Consider the following 15,357-nt stretch of genomic DNA (forward strand, 5'->3'; position numbering starts at 1 on the left):
AATCGACCCTGCCAGTTAAAAACTGTTACCTATGTGCGTGAACTGATTTGTAACCCATGTGGGTGAGTCATACCGGCGAAGCGTTTTTGGTTACTTTTGGCGCTCTTTCCAAAAGTGACCCGCTGTAAGAGCGGAACCATAGGCAGCCGTTACCGCAGCAACGGATATGTACTCGGTCAAATCCAACCACATGGTCGGCCCGAAGGCCGCCATCGGGGCAAGCCCCCTCCCACATCAATTCTGCGCAGGCTTCAAGCCTTCGCTCGTTCACCCGCTGGCCCGCCCCTTGCATTGACCCCCTAAAGCCCAGCCGGTATCCGGTTGGGCGCTGCCATTAGGGGTGAAACACTACCTTGAATATTCTTGACCTCGACCACAGCCTCACCGGTCAGGCGCCGATTGCCCAACGTTTGGCCAGTGGCCGCGCCAACCGTATCGACTTGCTGGACCTGGGCCCTAAATTACGCCTGTGGTCCACCGAAAAAACCTGGAAGCGCTTCGCCGAACGCCTGGCCCACCGGCCGCGGCCCACCAATGCGCGGCCGGAAATTCTATTTGTCGGCTCCGGCGATTATCACCACCTCACGCCGGCATTCCTCGCGGATTTGAAAGAACCTGTCAGCCTGATCCACTTCGACAACCACCCCGACTGGGTGCGCCTGGCCCCCAAGCGTCACTGTGGTTCGTGGGTCAACCGTGCGCTGAAAATGCCGGCGATCCAACGTATCGTGACCCTCGGCCCGTGCAGCGACGACCTGCATAACCCGCAACTGCGCGGTGGCAACCTTGGCGCCCTCAAGCACGGGAAATTGCAGCTGTTTCCGTGGCAGCACCCGCCATCGAAGGTCTGGGGCCGGGTGGGCGATGGTGCTGGCCACCAGCAGCAGGAAAACTACCTGCACTGGCGCAACCTGGCGGAGCTCGACTGGGCCGCCTTTCTGGACCAGATGATCACCAGTCTGCCCACCGAGGCGATCTGGATCACCATCGACAAAGATGTGCTGGCCAGTGAAGACGCAGCCACCAACTGGGACCAGGGCGGCATGCGCCTGACCCACCTGCTCCAGGCGCTGCGGGCCCTGGCGGCGCGCAAGCGGATCATCGGCATCGACGTGTGCGGCGAGTTCGCCACGCCGGTGTTCAGTAACGCGTTCAAGCGTTGGGAGGCCAAGTCCGACCAGCCGCCGCCGGAGCGTTGGAGCACGGAGGATTTGCAGCGCAACGCCGCCACCAATGAAGCCCTGATCAACCTGTTTGAGGAGCTGTTCCCGTGACCCTGACCGTGGTGTTGCTGGTGGCCTTTTCCATCGTGCTCGATGTGATCGGCCAACTGTGTTTCAAGATTGGCCTGGACCGCCTGCCAGCGCTGGAGGGTGAGTTTCGCCTGAATGCCTTCTGGGGCCAGGTGTTCAATGCGCCGTTGCTGTGGGCCGGGATCGGCGCCTATGTCATCGAGTTCTTCGTCTGGCTGGAAGCCTTGTCCCGTGCGCCGTTGAGCCTGTTGTTCCCGGCGGCGGCGCTGGCTTATTGCGGGGTGGTGCTGGCAGGCAAGCTGGTGCTCAAGGAAACCGTCAGCCGGCGCCGTTGGCTGGGAACCCTGGTGATTACCCTGGGGGTGATGTTGGTGGCGATTGGGAGTCAGGCATGAATACGCAGGATGTTGTGGTAGCGCGCCCAAGTGGCTGGTTGCACGGGCGCCTCGGCACCGTGGTGCTGTGGGCCTTGCTGATTTGTACCGAAAGCGCCGGGCAGTTGTTTACCAAGGTGGCTGGCAACCAACTGGGCCAGATGGATTTCAACTGGCAGTGGTTGTCCGAGGTGGCGCGCAACCCAGGGATTCTGGCAGCGATCGCCAGTTACATCGGGGCGTTTTTCGTGTGGATGCTGATTCTGCGGCGCAGCAGCCTGTCCCTGGCGTTCCCCCTGAGTTCGTTGGTGTTTGTGGTGGTGCTGCTCGGTTCGTGGCTGGGGCTGGGGGAACACATCAGCCTGCTGCATTGGGTGGGGGTTGCGGTGATTATCGGCGGGATCGCCCTGCTGGCCGAGGGCGAAGAAAACTGAAATCGCCCTTCCCGTAGCAGCTGGGTCACACAGCTGCTACGGGAGGGAGGTCAGGGTTTGCGGTGTGCAACCAAAAAGCCCAGGCCGTGTGACACTGGAATCGACTTGACCCCCGCCGCACGCTGTTGCTCGGCAATCTCCCGATGAAACGCCTTCATCTTGGTCCAGTGCATCTTGGGCCGGTAGTGGTGTTCGGCGTGGTAGCCGTTGTTCATCCAGATCAGGTTGTACAACCGGCTATAGGAACTCACGCCCCAAGCGATCGGCAGGTCCGGGTTGCCGCCGAAGTGCTCATAGTAGCCATTGAGCGATGACAGGCACTGGCCGAGGTACCAGAACGGCAATAACCACAACACCGCCTGCCAGTTGTAGAACGCCAGGGCGATGTAGAACGCCACTGTCACGCCGATCTCGACCTTGACCCAACGCGCATCCGCCGGGCGCTTGCGCTTCATTTCGTCGTAGAACGGCTTGGGGTCGTCACGGAAGAAACTGAGGAAGGTATAGGCCCAGGGATTCTCCGGCTGCCCATCCTTGCCGCGCTGGTAGATCGACAGGGGGTCGATGGTGTGCCCATCCGGCCCCGGCAGATCGGCGTTACCGCGATGATGGCGGTTGTGGATATCGCGGTAGAGCGTCTGGGAAAAGCCGATGGTCACCGACAGCAACAGGTCGAAGGCGCGGTTCATCGCGCGATGGCTGAAGTAGGCGTTGTGGATCTGGTTGTGCGAGATGCTGTTGATGCTCCACGACAGGCTCACCGCGTAGAGTAGCGCCAGGGGCAACAGGGCCCACCCGCTCAGGCTATGAAAGGCGGTTACCAGCCAGATGACAAAAACGAAATGGGCCAGGCCCATCGTGATGGGGACCAGGTCCCAGAGCGAGTGGTGCAGCAGGCGGTAAGCGGGGCGAGCCATGAATAGCGTCCTGAAGAAATGAATTCCGGGGCGTCATTGCAAGGCTCAGACCAGTTTGTAAGAAGGTGTGTGCTTATTAGTCGAACTTGTAGCTGATGGCTGTCTGTACCTGGCCCTGGTTCACGTCCCCGGTCGCCTTGACGATAGTGCTATTGGCCGCCGAGCCCACCAGGTGCACCCAGCTGGCGCTGGTCAGCAGCGACCAGTGGGACGCCAGGGGGAATTCAAAACTCTGGGTCAGCGTCATGTTCTGGAAGCCCGCGCTGGCGTTGTAGGCGCGAATGCCGGAGGCCGCGGATTCGTTGGCGTCCACGCCGAAATAGGTCTGGGTCTGGCGGGCGTCGGCAAAGTGCGCCATCAGGCCGGTGCTGCCAATAATCCCGCTGCCCAGTGGGTAACCCAACTCACCGCCGAGCTTACCCAGTACGCCACTTTGATCATGCCCGCCGCCAACGGCCTGGCCCACCTGGGCGTACACACGCCAGAAATCGACCGGGGCGTATTGAACAAAGCCACCGATTTCGGCCATGTCCGAGACATTGCGCAGGCCGCGCAGTGAGCCGTTGGCCGTACGCCCCTGCAGGTAATTGATATAGGGGCCGGCGGTAAAACCGTTGGTATTGAGGGCGCTCCAGGTCAGGCCGTCATCGGTGCCCAGGCTGACGCTGCCCCAGTCGAGGTCCACGTAGGGGATGGGCCGCGTTTCGTAGCGACTGCCGGTCGGGTCATGGGGTTGATAAGCGATACCTGCGCCGACTTCGCCGGTGATGCCTTCTGCCAGGGCTGCGCTGGAAAAGCCCCAGAGCCCCAATAAACCGGCGAATACAGCAGAAGTAACCTTGAACATGGAGCGTTTCCTTATCTGACCATGCGCGCATGAACGCGCGAAGGGGGTGCCTGGCGCAAGCACTCATCTTGTTTGTAGCAAGCTACAAAAATTGTAGCTCCTGCGACACATATCGCCCGAATTACCCGCCAAACCCCCAGCCCTGCTGGGCCCAGGCCAGTTGGCACAGTCCCTGCTCTACCCCTTCTGCAAGCGCACACAGCGCGCTCTTCTTCAAGCCCTCCAACTCAAGGACAGGCAGATGATCCACTGGCATATCGTGTGTGACTTCGACGGGACCATTACCCCCACCGATGTCATCGACAACGTCCTCCAACGCTTCGCGGGTCCCGAATGGGAAACCATCGAGCAGGAATGGTTGGATGGGCATATCGGTTCACGCGAATGCCTGAGCCGCCAACTGGCGCTGATCAAGGCCACCCCCAGCGAACTGCTGGCGTATTTCGACAGCGTCGAGATCGACCCGGACTTCCCGGATTTCGTTGATCACGTCATCGGCCTCGGGGCCTCCGTCGAAGTGGTCAGCGACGGCATCGAGCAGGGTATCGCGCGGATTCTGTCGCGCAACTACGTGACCCTGCTGCCGATCCTCGCCAACCGCCTGCGCCAGGTCGACCAGGACAGCTGGCGCATCGACTTCCCGTATTCCAGCGATGCGTGCCGCGCCGCGTCGGGCAACTGCAAGTGCAAGTCCACGCCGCGCAACAAGCGCGTGCTGGTGATCGGCGATGGCAAGTCCGACATGTGCGTCGCGTCCACCGCCGATTTCGTCTTCGCCAAAGGCAGCCTCGCTCAGTACTGCGAAGCCAACAACATTCCCCACGCGCGCTTCGACACCTTCGCCGAAGTGACCGCATTGCTGGCCAGGCTGCCCCAGGGCATTGCCGCCAACGCCACCACCTTTGCTGCGACTGACCTCTCTATTGAAAATCAGGAACTCTTCCACCATGTCTGATATCCGTATCGCTACCGCCGAAGACCAGGTGCTTCTGGATAAAGAAGCCAAGTACTGCTCGTACGGCGACACTGTCCACTACATCGAGCCGCCGCGCATTTTCAGCCGCTGCGAAGGCTCCTACGTGTGGGACACCGAAGACCAGGCCTACCTCGACCTGCAAATGTGGTACTCGGCCGTCAACTTCGGCTATGCCAACCCGCGCCTGAACAATGCGCTGAAACAGCAGATCGACACCCTGCCGCAAATCGCCAGCCAGTACCTGCACAAAGGCAAGATCGAGCTGTCGGAAATGATCGCGGTCGATGCCAAGAAGAAATTCGGCCTCGACGGTCGCGTCCACTTCAACGTCGGCGGTTCGCAGTCGATCGAAGACTCCCTGAAGGTCGTACGTAACGCCACCAACGGCAAGAGCCTGATGTTCGCCTTCGAAGGCGGCTACCACGGGCGCACCCTCGGCGCTTCGTCGATCACTTCCAGCTACCGCTATCGTCGTCGCTACGGCCACTTCGGCGAGCGTGCGCAGTTCATCCCGTTCCCGTACCACTTCCGCGGCCCTAAAGGCATGACCAAGGAAGAATACGGCAGCCACTGCGTGCAGCAATTCGCCCGCCTGTTCGAGACCGAATACAACGGCGTGTGGGACCCGAAAGTCGGCCAGAGTGAATACGCCGCGTTCTACGTCGAGCCGATCCAGGGCACCGGCGGTTATGTGATCCCGCCGATGAACTTCTACAGCGAGCTGAAGAAAGTTCTCGACCAGCACGGCATCCTGATGGTGTCCGATGAAATCCAGATGGGCTTCTATCGCACCGGCAAGCTGTGGTCGATCGAGCACTTCGACGTCAAGCCAGACATCATCGTGTTCGGCAAGGCGCTGACCAACGGCCTCAACCCGCTGGGCGGTATCTGGGCCCGTGAAGAGTTGATCAACCCGAAGGTCTTCCCGCCAGGTTCGACCCACTCCACCTTCGCCTCCAACCCATTGGGCACGGCGGTGGGCCTGGAAATGTTCAAGATGACCAACGAAGTCGACTACGGCGCGATGGTCATGGCTAAGGGCAAATACTTCCTGGAAGGCCTGCAGGACTTGCAGAAACGTTTCCCGATCATCGGCGACGTCGACGGCCTGGGCCTGGCCCTGCGCTGCGAAATCTGCGGCCCGGATGGCTTCACGCCAGACAAGGCGACCCTGGACTACATGGTCGAGGAAGGTATGAAAGGAGACATGGTGGTAGACGGCCGCAAGCTGGGCCTGATCCTCGATGTGGGCGGCTACTACAAGAACGTGATCACCCTGGCACCGTCCCTGGAAATCAGCTACCCGGAAATCGAGCTGGGCCTGAAGCTGCTCGAGCAATTGCTGGTGCGGGCGACCAAACGGTGAAACCGGCAGAGATCGACCTCGGTGAAGGTGATGCCGGCTTCGTTCTCGGTGAAGGTCCGGTCGGGATCCTGTTGATCCACGGCCTGACCGGCACTCCGACGGAACTGCGCCAGGTCGCCAAGGGCCTGGCCAAGGTGGGCAATTGCACGGTGTACGTGCCCACCCTGGCCGGGCACTGCGGTGACAACAGCGACCTGCAGGCTACCGGCTGGCTGGACTGGTACGAAGGTGTGCGCAAGACCTTCGCCCAGGTCAAGCAGCGCCATGCACAGGTGTTTGTCGGTGGCTTGTCCATGGGGGCGGTGATGTCGATGTACGTCGCCGCCGAACACCCAGGGCAAGTCGCCGGGCTGCTGATGTATTCCACGACGTTGAAGTACGACGGCTGGAGCATCAACAAGCTGGCGTTCCTCACGCCGTTGCTGATGAAGATTCCGTTCGGCGTGCATATCTGCCGCTTCGAAGAGAAGCCGCCGTATGGCATCAAGAACGAACGCCTGCGGGCGATTGTCGAGCGGCAGATGAAGGAAGGGGAGAGCAGCGAAGCCGGTTTGTTGACCATGGAAGGCATCACGGTGCGCGAGTTGCACCGTATGAACGCCGTGGTCAAGAAGCGCATGCCCGAGGTCAAGGTGCCGGCGCTGGTGTTGCATTCCATCGAGGACGACATCACCAGCCGCTGGAATGCTGACTACGTGGAACGCCACCTCGGCGGGCCGGTGACCAAGATCCTGCTGGACAACTGCTACCACATGATCACCGTCGACCTGCAATACCGCCGCGTGATCGAGTTGAGTACGGAGTTTGTCGAGCGACACTCCGCACTCTCCAGCGAGCTGGCGGGTTGTGGTGAGCTGGCTGCTTGTGGCTAACGGGGTTGTTTGCCCTCATGCCGTTCAGTTAAGCGGACATCGCCTTCTGTAGGAGCGAGGGGGACGCCTAGTTCTTGCTCGCGAAAAACGTCAACGATAACGCGTGTTTCCTGAATGAACGCGGCGTCTGTGAGTTCTTCGCGAGCAAGCTCGCTCCTACAAAAAACCTTAACTGAACGGCATTAGGGCAAGCCCGCTCGCCACAACAAGCCTGATCACCATAGCCACAACGCGTCCGCTTGGCACAGGCCATAACAAGGGAAATGATGTGATCACCACCCAAGCTTTCCCGACCGTCCGGGCCATCCCGCGCAGTGCCTGGAACGACTGCTTTCCCGGTGCGCTGGAGGACTGGGACTATTACGTCGCGGTGGAACACGCGGCCATCGCCGATTTTCAATGGCGTTACCTGGCGGTTTTTGAAAACGGCACGCTGGTGGCTGTGGCCGCCGCGTTCATCACCCATTATCGGCTCGACACCACGGTGTCGGGCGCCGGCAAGCGCTTGACCGAGCGCCTGGAGCGACTGTGGCCGGGTGTTTTGCAATTGGGCCTGTATGCCATTGGCTCGCCGGTGGCCGAGCGTTGCGACGCCGGGTTTGCCAGTGACGTGCCGCAGGGGCGACGCCCGCTGTTGCTCCAGCATTTGCTCCAGGCCGCCCGCCAGGATGCCGATGCGTTCGGTATCGGCCTGGTGGCGGTCAAGGATGCGCCGGCCAATGATCCGCACTGGGCCGACAGCTGCCGGGCGGCTGGTTTCCAGAGCATGCCGAGCCTGCCCACCGGGGTATTGCCGCTGCCCTATGGCTCGGTGGACGCCTACCTGGGGTCGCTGGGCAAGTCCACGCGCAAGGACCTGCGCCGCAAACTGCGCGCACCGGGCCCACGTGTCGAGTGGCGACGCAATATCGACGACGTGCTGCCCGAGGTCATGCGCCTGTACGAGGCCACGCTCACCCGCGCCGACCTGCAGTTCGAGCGCCTGCCCGCCGGCTACTTCACCGGCGTGCTCGAACGCCTTGGAGAGCGTGCGGTCTGTGTACTTTACTGGGTGGACGCGCAGTTGGTGGCGTTCAACCTGATCCTGGTAGACCAGCATCGGTTGGTCGATAAGTTCTTCGGGCACGACGTCGAGTACACCCGTGACTACAACCTGTACTTCCGCAGTTGGCTGACCAATGTCGATTACTGTATCCAGCACAATATTGCAGTGTATGAGTGCGGCCAGGCCGGGTATGCCAGTAAGCTGCGCCTGGGGTGCGAGTTCGAAGGCAACAGCCTGTTCTTCCGCCACCGCAATCGGCTGGTGAACACCCTGCTCAAAGTAGTGAAGATTTTTATCCGACCGGATCGTTCCGACCCTGCCATGGCTGCTGCGATAAGCGAAACCTGATGATCACCAAGACCCGCCAGAAAGCTCGTCCCTTTGCCATTTCGCGCTGGAGCGTCCAGCGCAAGCTGGTGCTGGCGTTCTGGTTGGTCAGCGTCATCCCGACCATGATCGCGGCTGAGCTGGCCGCCACCACGTTGTCGCAGATTTTCGACAGCAACGTGCGCATCTGGCTGCAGGAGTCGACCAAGATCGTCAAGGACGAGATCGGTGACATCCTGCATGACAACGCGCGCATGGCTAAATTGTTCCTGCGCTACACCAGCCCGCCCTCCAGCCGGCAGGCAGCCAAGCACGACCGGCTGACCGCCGATATCGCCCAGGCGACGGATATCGACGTGGTGGCGCTGATTCGCACCAGCGACCACAAGCTGGTGTTCAGCACCGCCTCCGACGACATCGTCAAGCAGATCAGCCTGACCAGCAACGCGGTGTTGCAGACCGTGCAAGTGGCGGGGGTGAGTACCGGTATCGTGGTCTCGACCTTCGAGACCACCCGGGACGATGTCGACTATGTGTTGCTGGTGGCGACCTACCTGGACAGCAGCTTCCTGACCAGCGTGGCCGATGTGCACTCCCTCGACCTGCGTTTGTACCTGGCCAATCCGGGCGGCTTTACGGAAATCTTCTCGACCCAGCGCTTTCAGGATCACCCCTCGCGCATTCCGAAGAGTGTCGAGGCCGCATTGCGCAGCACCCGCCAGCCCAGCGAGCAGTTCACCAATAACTACAGCGGGTTGTACTGGCCGATATTCAATGACAATGGCGAGCTGCAAGGGGTGATCTTCAGTGGCCTGCTGCGGCATACCAGCCTGGTGGGGCTGGTGAACCAGAGCAATCTGTTTGTGCTGATTTTCCTGCTCAGTTCGGCGTTGTCCCTGGCGGCGGGGGTGCTGGTGTCGCGGCGCCTGACCCAGCCGTTGCGTGACCTGTCCCAGGGCGTAAGCGCAGTGATTTCGGGCAACTACACACACCGGGTGGTGGTCAGCGGTGGCGATGAGCTGGCGCAATTGAGCAGCACCTTCAACCATATGACCGAGCGCCTGGGCGAGCTGCATCACCTCGAGGCCCAGCTGCGTCGGCGTGACCGCCTGCATGCCCTGGGCGAGGTCGCCATGGGCCTGGCCCATGAAATCCGCAACCCGCTGGGCATCATCAAGACCGCCACCCAGTTGCTGCATCGTCGCTCCGACCTGCCGGAAAGCGACAGGCGCCATTTGGAATACGTGATCAGCGAGGTCAGCCGGATCAACGACCTGATCACCGAATTCCTCGACTTCGCCAAACCCAATCCGCCCTTGCGCGTGTTGCAGGCGGCGCGCCCATTGGTCGAAGAAATCCTAGGCTTCTGCGGCCCGGAGCTGGCGACCCACAACATCCAGGCGCAGATCGACGACCAGGCCCCCGGCGCGACGATCTATGCCGACGCCAAGCAGCTCAAGCAGGCGTGCCTGAACCTGATCCTCAACGCCATCGATGCAATGCCCGAAGGCGGGCGCCTGACCCTGGGCATTCGCACGGTCAACGACAACACCGTCATCAGCATCGCCGACACCGGGCAGGGCATTGCGGCGGATATGATCGAGCGCATCTTCACGCCATTCGTCACCACCAAGGCATCCGGCACCGGCCTGGGCCTGGCTAAAGTCTATTCGATCATGGAAAGTCATGACGGCAGCATCGAATGTGTCAGTGAGAACGATGCGGGCGCCACCTTCAGCCTGTACATTCCGGCTCATGGTGAAGACGACGCTGATGATGAGGAAAGTCATGACGCATAACGTATTGGTGGTCGACGACGAGCCCAAGCTCTGTGACTTGCTGTCCTCCGCCCTGGGCCAGAACGGCATCAAGGTGTTCACCGCGGGCAACGGCCTGCATGCGCTCAAAGTGCTGGAGCAGGAAGACATCGACCTGGTGATCAGTGACTGGCGCATGCCGGGCATGGACGGGCCGGCGCTGCTGGCCGAGATCAAGGTGCGATTTCCCCAGGTACCGGTGATCGTGATGACCGCCTACAGCACGGTAAAGAATGCCGTGCAGTCGATGCGCAACGGCGCCTACGACTACATCGCCAAGCCGTTCGATATCGACGAGCTGGACATCACCGTGGCCAAGGCCCTGCAATTTCGCGACATCATGCGCGACAACGCGCGCATGCGTGCCGAGCTGGATGAACACGCGCAGTTCGACAGCCTGGTGGGCGATAGCCCGGCGTTTCGCAAGGTACTGCACGCCGTGGACTCGGTGCGTGACAGTACCGCAACCATCCTGCTGACCGGCGAAAGCGGCACCGGCAAGGAGATGGTCGCCCGCGCCATCCACAAGCACGGCAGCCGTGCCGACAAGCCTTTCGTGGCGGTCAATTGCGCGGCGATCCCCGAAGGGCTGCTGGAAAGCGAAATGTTCGGTCATCGCAAGGGCGCCTTTACCGGCGCCGTGTCTGATCGGGTAGGGCGCTTTATGCAGGCCGACAAGGGCACGCTGTTTCTCGACGAAGTGGGCGATATGCCCCTGGCGTTGCAAGCCAAGATCCTGCGCGCCTTGCAGGAGCGGGTGATCGAACCGGTGGGTGACCCCCGCGAGCGCAAGGTGGACGTGCGTGTGATCGCGGCCACCAACAAGAACCTGCTGGAGGCGGTGGCCAACAAAGAGTTTCGCGAAGACCTGTACTACCGTCTCAATGTGTTTCCGATCCCGCTGCCGGCCCTGCGTGAACGTGTGGAAGATATCGCACCCCTGGCCCGGCATTTCGCCCAGACCCTCAGCGCCACCGCCGGCAAACGCATCACCGGCTTCAGCGCCGAAGCGTTGCAGGCCATGGCGGCGTATCACTGGCCGGGCAATATCCGTGAGCTGCAGAACTGCGTTGAGCGGGCGACTATCGTGGCCGCAAAGCCGGTGATCGAGGATATCGACCTGCCGGGTTACCTGTTTGCGTCCAAGCCAAGCGAGGGCGGTGTGACGGCGATCCTCAGCGACGGGCCGGGCATTCCCCAGGACCTGGATGCGGCGCTGGCCGAGGTCGAGAAAGCCTACATTCTTGCGGCGTTGCACGAGTGCCATGGCGTGCAGGCTGCGGCGGCGGCGAAGATCGGGATTTCCGAGCGCAGCTTCTGGTATCGGTTGAAGAAACTCGGGATCCAGATCGACAAGATAGTCCGCTGACACAACCGGGATAAAACGGTGGGAGGGGGCTTGCTCCCACAGTTGGATTGAGTGGTGTCAGGCGTGGACGCGTACCCACACGCTGACTAACACCGTCGCGGCCATCAGCCACGCTACCGCTGCTACGGCTAAAGAGGCCTCCAGCCGCATCCGATCCACCATCACGTACAACGTCGCCAGGTACACAAAATACGGAATGATCGACCACATCCCAAACAGGATCGTGGTCTTCAAATCGTCCACCGAGCGGCCCTTGCCGACGATGTAATGGGCGATCAGCGCGAAGGTCGGAAACAGCGGCACCAGCCCGGCGATGTAGTAGTTTCTGGTCTTGGCCAGCGCCGCCAGGATCAGCACCACTGCCGCGCCCAGTGCGGCCTTCAATACAAGATCCATCAGTGGCTCAACCCGTATTTCTTGACTTTGTCGAACAGCGTGGTCTTGGCCATCCCCAGTTCCTGGCTGGCCTGGGTCAGGTTGCCGCCGCTGCGTTGCAGGGCGTCGTTGAGCAGGTTGCGCTCGAAGGCTTCCACGGCCTCGGTAAAGGCCAGGCCCTGGCCGCCGCTGCTGGCGCCGCTTTTCTTGAAGGCGGGCAGGCCCAGGGCGAAGCGTTCGGCGACGTTGCGCAGTTCGCGCACGTTACCGGGCCAGTCGTGGCTCATCAGGCTGGACAGGGTCTGGTTGTCGAGGTCCGGCACGCTGCGGTCAAAGCGCAGTGATGACTGCTGCAGGAAGTGCTCGAACAGTTGCAGGATGTCTTCGCGGCGTTCGCGCAGGGGCGGCAGTTCCAGGGTGACCACGTTGAGGCGGTAGTACAGGTCGCTGCGGAACTGGTTGGCGCGGCTCAGTTCATCGAGGTTGGACTTGGTGGCGGCGATCACCCGGCAATCCACGGCCACGCTCTGGTTCGAACCCAGGCGTTCCAGGGTGCGCTCCTGCAACACGCGCAGCAACTTGATCTGCAGGTTGATCGGCATGCTTTCCACTTCATCGAGAAACAGCGTGCCTTGGTGGGCGTGTTCGATCTTGCCGATGCGACGTTTGCCGGCGCCGGTAAAGGCGTTGGCTTCGTGGCCGAAGATTTCGCTTTCGAACAGGTTTTCCGGCAGGCCGCCACAGTTCAGCGCAACGAACGGGTGATCGTGGCGCCGGCTGAAATCATGCAGGCAGCGCGCGACCAGTTCCTTGCCGGTGCCGGTCTCGCCTTCGATCAGCACGTTGGCCGAGGTGTCGGCGACGTTGGCGATCAATTCGCGCAGGTTCTGCATGGCCGGCGAACGGCCGATGATGCGGCCTTCAAGGGAATCGCGCTCGGCCAACTGGCGGCGCAGCGACCAGACTTCCCGCGCCAGCCCGCGTTGTTCCAGGGCGCGGCGGGCCACATCGACCAGGCGCTCGGGGGAGAAGGGCTTTTCCATGAAGTCGTAGGCGCCGTTGCGCATGGCGCCGACGGCCATGGAGATATCGCCATGCCCGGTGATCAGCACCACCGGCAGGCTTTTATCCAGGGCCTTGAGGCGGGTCAGCAGTTCCAGGCCGTCGATGCCCGGCAGGCGAATATCGCTGATGACGATGCCGGCAAAGTTTTCGTCGACGTGCTTCAACGCCTCTTCGGCACTGGCCACACCGACGCTGGGGATGTCCTCCAGCGCGAAGGCTTGCTGGCAGCCGAGCAGCACATGGGGGTCGTCTTCGACGATCAGGACGGTCAGGTCAGTGTTTTTTTCTACGTTCATGTCGACTCAGTTTTTTGAGCGCCCGCCAAAGGCAGGCAGAGGACAAAGGCCGTACCACCACTGGCTGGGTGTTCCACGGCGAGGTTGCCACCCGTGGCCGCCGCGAGGCTGGCGGACAGGGTCAGGCCCAGGCCGAGGCCTTGCTCGCCGGGTTTGGTGGTGAAGAACGGTTCGAACAGATGCTTGCGTGCCTCGGGGTCGATGCCGTGGCCGTTGTCGCGCACAAGCAGGCGATATTTACCGTCGGCGCTGCTGCCTTCGAGCCACAGTTCGGGGGCAGGTTGTGCCTGCATCGCATCGAGGGCATTGCCGATCAGGTTGACCAGGATCTGTTCCAGGCGCGTCTGGTCGATCTGCAAAAGGGCAGGGGAGAAGTCGCGGTGCAGGGTCAGCGGCAGGCTGTCCAGGCGTGCGCCGAGCACCTGGAACGCGGCGTCCACGGCCTTGCCCAGGTTGGCTTCGCCCTGGTCATCGCCCCGCCGGGCAAAGGAGCGCAGGCTGGCGGTGATGCGGCCCATGCGGTCGATCAGTTCGTTGATGGTCTTGAGGTTGGCGCTGGCGGTATCCAGCGCCCCGCGTTCGAGAAAGCGCACCGTGTTGCCGGACAACGTGCGCAGCGCGGCCAGGGGTTGGTTCAGTTCGTGGGCGATGCTGGTGGACATCTGGCCGATGGCGGCGAGCTTGCCGGCCTGCACCAGTTCATCCTGGGCGCGGCGCAGGGTCTCTTCGGCCTGGCGCCGTTCGCGAATCTGGCCCTTGAGCCGTTCGTTGCTGGCGCGCAGGTCGGCGGTACGTTCGGCAATCCGACGTTCCAGCTGGCTGTTGGCTTCCTGCAATGCCTCCCGAGCGGCGAGGCGGGTGGCGATGACTTTGCGCCGCTCGTTCCAGGCAATCAACAGGAATGCCACCAGGCCAAAGGCGACGGCCACCAGGATGCCCTGGTTGATTGCAGCGCGGCGCAGGTCGTTGAGCGGGGTGAGCAGGGTGAAATTCCAGGGTGTGTCGCTCAGCGGTCGAGTCTGGGCGAGGTAGCTGACCTCCCGCTCGTCCGCCACCACTTCGCTGTTGGCCGGGAAGGTCAGTTTTTCGGTGCCTTCGTTGAGGCGCTCGCGGGCCAGGGGTTCCAGTTCGTTGAGCGTGGCCCAGTAATATTGCAGGCTGTGGGCCAGGCGTTCCTTGGTCTCGTCACTCAGCGGTCGCACGGCCTTGAGGCGGCGGGCCGGGTCGCTGGAGAGGATGATGATGCCGTTCTCATCGCTGACAAATGCTTCGAGGCGTGCGCGCTGCCAGCGTTCTTCCAAGGCTTCGAGGCGCACCTTGACCACGGCGACGCCGATGATCTTGCCGTGCTCTTCCAGGCCGTGGGCCAGGTAGTAGCCGGGTTCGCCGTTGGTGCTGCCGATGCCGTAGAAACGCCCTGGCTGGCCGCGTACCGCGTTCTGGAAATAGGCCCGGAAGGACAGGTCTTCACCCTGGTAGCTGTCGGCGTCGCGCCAGTTGCTGGTGGCCAGCACCCTGCCGGTGGTGTCCATCACGTAGATGGCCCGGCTGCGGCTGCGTCGGTTCAGGCCTTCGAGGTAGTCGTTGACGGTTTTGCGGGTTTCCTGGTTTGGGTCGGCCAGCAGCTTGGAGACACTGGATTCCAGTTCCAGGAGGCTGGGCAGGTAGGTGTATTTGCTCAGTTCACTTTCGACCGTGCGGGCGTGCAACTCCAGTTGGCGCTCGCCGGTATCGCTGAGGGTGCGGATACCGTAGTACTCACTGATCCAGAAGCCGATGTAACCCAGGCCGACCATCAGGGCGATGATCAACGGCGGCAGGAACAGTTGGCGAATCAGGCGGGGCTTCACGGCAAGTGATGGCGGCGCGGCGCGATAGAGGTTGGGGTCGCATTTCATCACAGATGCCTTGGGTCAACCAGTTATGGTGACGATGTTTGTCCTGCTGCGAGCGGACTGATTGTGGCGAGCGGGCTTGTGGTGGGTGGGCTTGTGGTGGCGAGCGGGCTTGCCCCGCGTTGGGCC

14 protein-coding genes are annotated in these 15,357 nt (G+C 61.9%); 9 read left to right on the top strand and 5 right to left on the bottom strand.

Going from position 1 to position 15,357, the window contains the following annotated elements; translation table 11 throughout:
• The first annotated feature begins 353 nt into the window (after window positions 1-353).
• Genes AC1Q6I_RS16095 through AC1Q6I_RS16105 form a run of 3 tightly spaced genes read left to right on the top strand, consistent with a single transcriptional unit; the run spans window position 354 to window position 2,061 of the window.
• Complete coding sequence (locus AC1Q6I_RS16095; RefSeq protein WP_102625274.1) at window positions 354-1,274, top strand: arginase family protein; 921 nt, start codon at window positions 354-356, stop codon at window positions 1,272-1,274.
• Window positions 1,271-1,648, top strand: a complete 378-nt coding sequence (locus AC1Q6I_RS16100) for a DMT family transporter (RefSeq protein WP_102625273.1) — start codon at window positions 1,271-1,273, stop codon at window positions 1,646-1,648. The genes AC1Q6I_RS16095 and AC1Q6I_RS16100 overlap by 4 nt, the downstream gene beginning before the upstream one ends.
• Complete coding sequence (locus AC1Q6I_RS16105; RefSeq protein WP_069075347.1) at window positions 1,645-2,061, top strand: DMT family transporter; 417 nt, start codon at window positions 1,645-1,647, stop codon at window positions 2,059-2,061. The genes AC1Q6I_RS16100 and AC1Q6I_RS16105 overlap by 4 nt, the downstream gene beginning before the upstream one ends.
• A gap of 50 nt (window positions 2,062-2,111) precedes the next feature.
• On the opposite strand, the gene AC1Q6I_RS16110 is transcribed toward AC1Q6I_RS16105, so the two are convergent.
• Complete coding sequence (locus AC1Q6I_RS16110) at window positions 2,112-2,978, bottom strand: fatty acid desaturase family protein (protein ID WP_024073688.1); 867 nt, start codon at window positions 2,976-2,978, stop codon at window positions 2,112-2,114.
• Window positions 2,979-3,054: 76 nt separating this feature from the next.
• Window positions 3,055-3,825, bottom strand: coding sequence for a MipA/OmpV family protein (locus AC1Q6I_RS16115; protein WP_024073689.1), 771 nt, complete (start codon window positions 3,823-3,825; stop codon window positions 3,055-3,057).
• 241 nt (window positions 3,826-4,066) lie between these two features.
• On the opposite strand from AC1Q6I_RS16115, the gene AC1Q6I_RS16120 reads away from it, so the two are divergent.
• The 6 genes from AC1Q6I_RS16120 (at window position 4,067) to AC1Q6I_RS16145 (ending at window position 11,597) form a co-directional block, all read left to right on the top strand.
• Window positions 4,067-4,780: an MtnX-like HAD-IB family phosphatase gene (locus tag AC1Q6I_RS16120; RefSeq protein ID WP_024073691.1), complete on the top strand. Its 714-nt coding sequence runs from the start codon at window positions 4,067-4,069 to the stop codon at window positions 4,778-4,780.
• The gene (locus AC1Q6I_RS16125; RefSeq protein ID WP_024073692.1) at window positions 4,773-6,167 is read left to right on the top strand and encodes an aspartate aminotransferase family protein; all 1,395 of its coding nucleotides are present in this window, start codon (window positions 4,773-4,775) and stop codon (window positions 6,165-6,167) included. Before AC1Q6I_RS16120 ends, AC1Q6I_RS16125 begins: the two co-directional genes overlap by 8 nt.
• Entirely contained in the window at window positions 6,164-7,039 is an 876-nt protein-coding gene (locus tag AC1Q6I_RS16130) for an alpha/beta hydrolase (protein WP_024073693.1), read from the top strand. Before AC1Q6I_RS16125 ends, AC1Q6I_RS16130 begins: the two co-directional genes overlap by 4 nt.
• Before the next feature lie 268 nt (window positions 7,040-7,307).
• Window positions 7,308-8,432, top strand: coding sequence for a GNAT family N-acetyltransferase (locus tag AC1Q6I_RS16135; RefSeq protein ID WP_024073694.1), 1,125 nt, complete (start codon window positions 7,308-7,310; stop codon window positions 8,430-8,432).
• A complete protein-coding gene (locus AC1Q6I_RS16140; RefSeq protein WP_069075349.1) occupies window positions 8,432-10,210 on the top strand; it encodes a sensor histidine kinase in 1,779 nt (592 codons plus the stop codon). Before AC1Q6I_RS16135 ends, AC1Q6I_RS16140 begins: the two co-directional genes overlap by 1 nt.
• Window positions 10,200-11,597: a sigma-54-dependent transcriptional regulator gene (locus AC1Q6I_RS16145; RefSeq protein WP_102625272.1), complete on the top strand. Its 1,398-nt coding sequence runs from the start codon at window positions 10,200-10,202 to the stop codon at window positions 11,595-11,597. Before AC1Q6I_RS16140 ends, AC1Q6I_RS16145 begins: the two co-directional genes overlap by 11 nt.
• Window positions 11,598-11,654: 57 nt before the next feature.
• Here the strand turns inward: AC1Q6I_RS16145 and AC1Q6I_RS16150 are convergent, their stop codons facing one another.
• From AC1Q6I_RS16150 to aauS, 3 genes are read right to left on the bottom strand one after another with little or no spacing between them, the layout of a single operon-like run.
• Window positions 11,655-11,993, bottom strand: a complete 339-nt coding sequence (locus tag AC1Q6I_RS16150; RefSeq protein ID WP_024073697.1) for a GlpM family protein — start codon at window positions 11,991-11,993, stop codon at window positions 11,655-11,657.
• On the bottom strand, window positions 11,993-13,333 hold the full coding sequence (gene aauR, locus AC1Q6I_RS16155) for a two-component response regulator AauR (RefSeq protein ID WP_024073698.1): 1,341 nt from the start codon (window positions 13,331-13,333) through the stop codon (window positions 11,993-11,995). Before aauR ends, AC1Q6I_RS16150 begins: the two co-directional genes overlap by 1 nt.
• Window positions 13,330-15,231, bottom strand: coding sequence for a two-component sensor histidine kinase AauS (gene aauS, locus AC1Q6I_RS16160; RefSeq protein ID WP_041160851.1), 1,902 nt, complete (start codon window positions 15,229-15,231; stop codon window positions 13,330-13,332). The genes aauR and aauS overlap by 4 nt, the downstream gene beginning before the upstream one ends.
• Window positions 15,232-15,357: the final 126 nt, after the last annotated feature.

The sequence above is a fragment of the Pseudomonas sp. MPR-R2A5 genome, assembly GCF_058793055.1.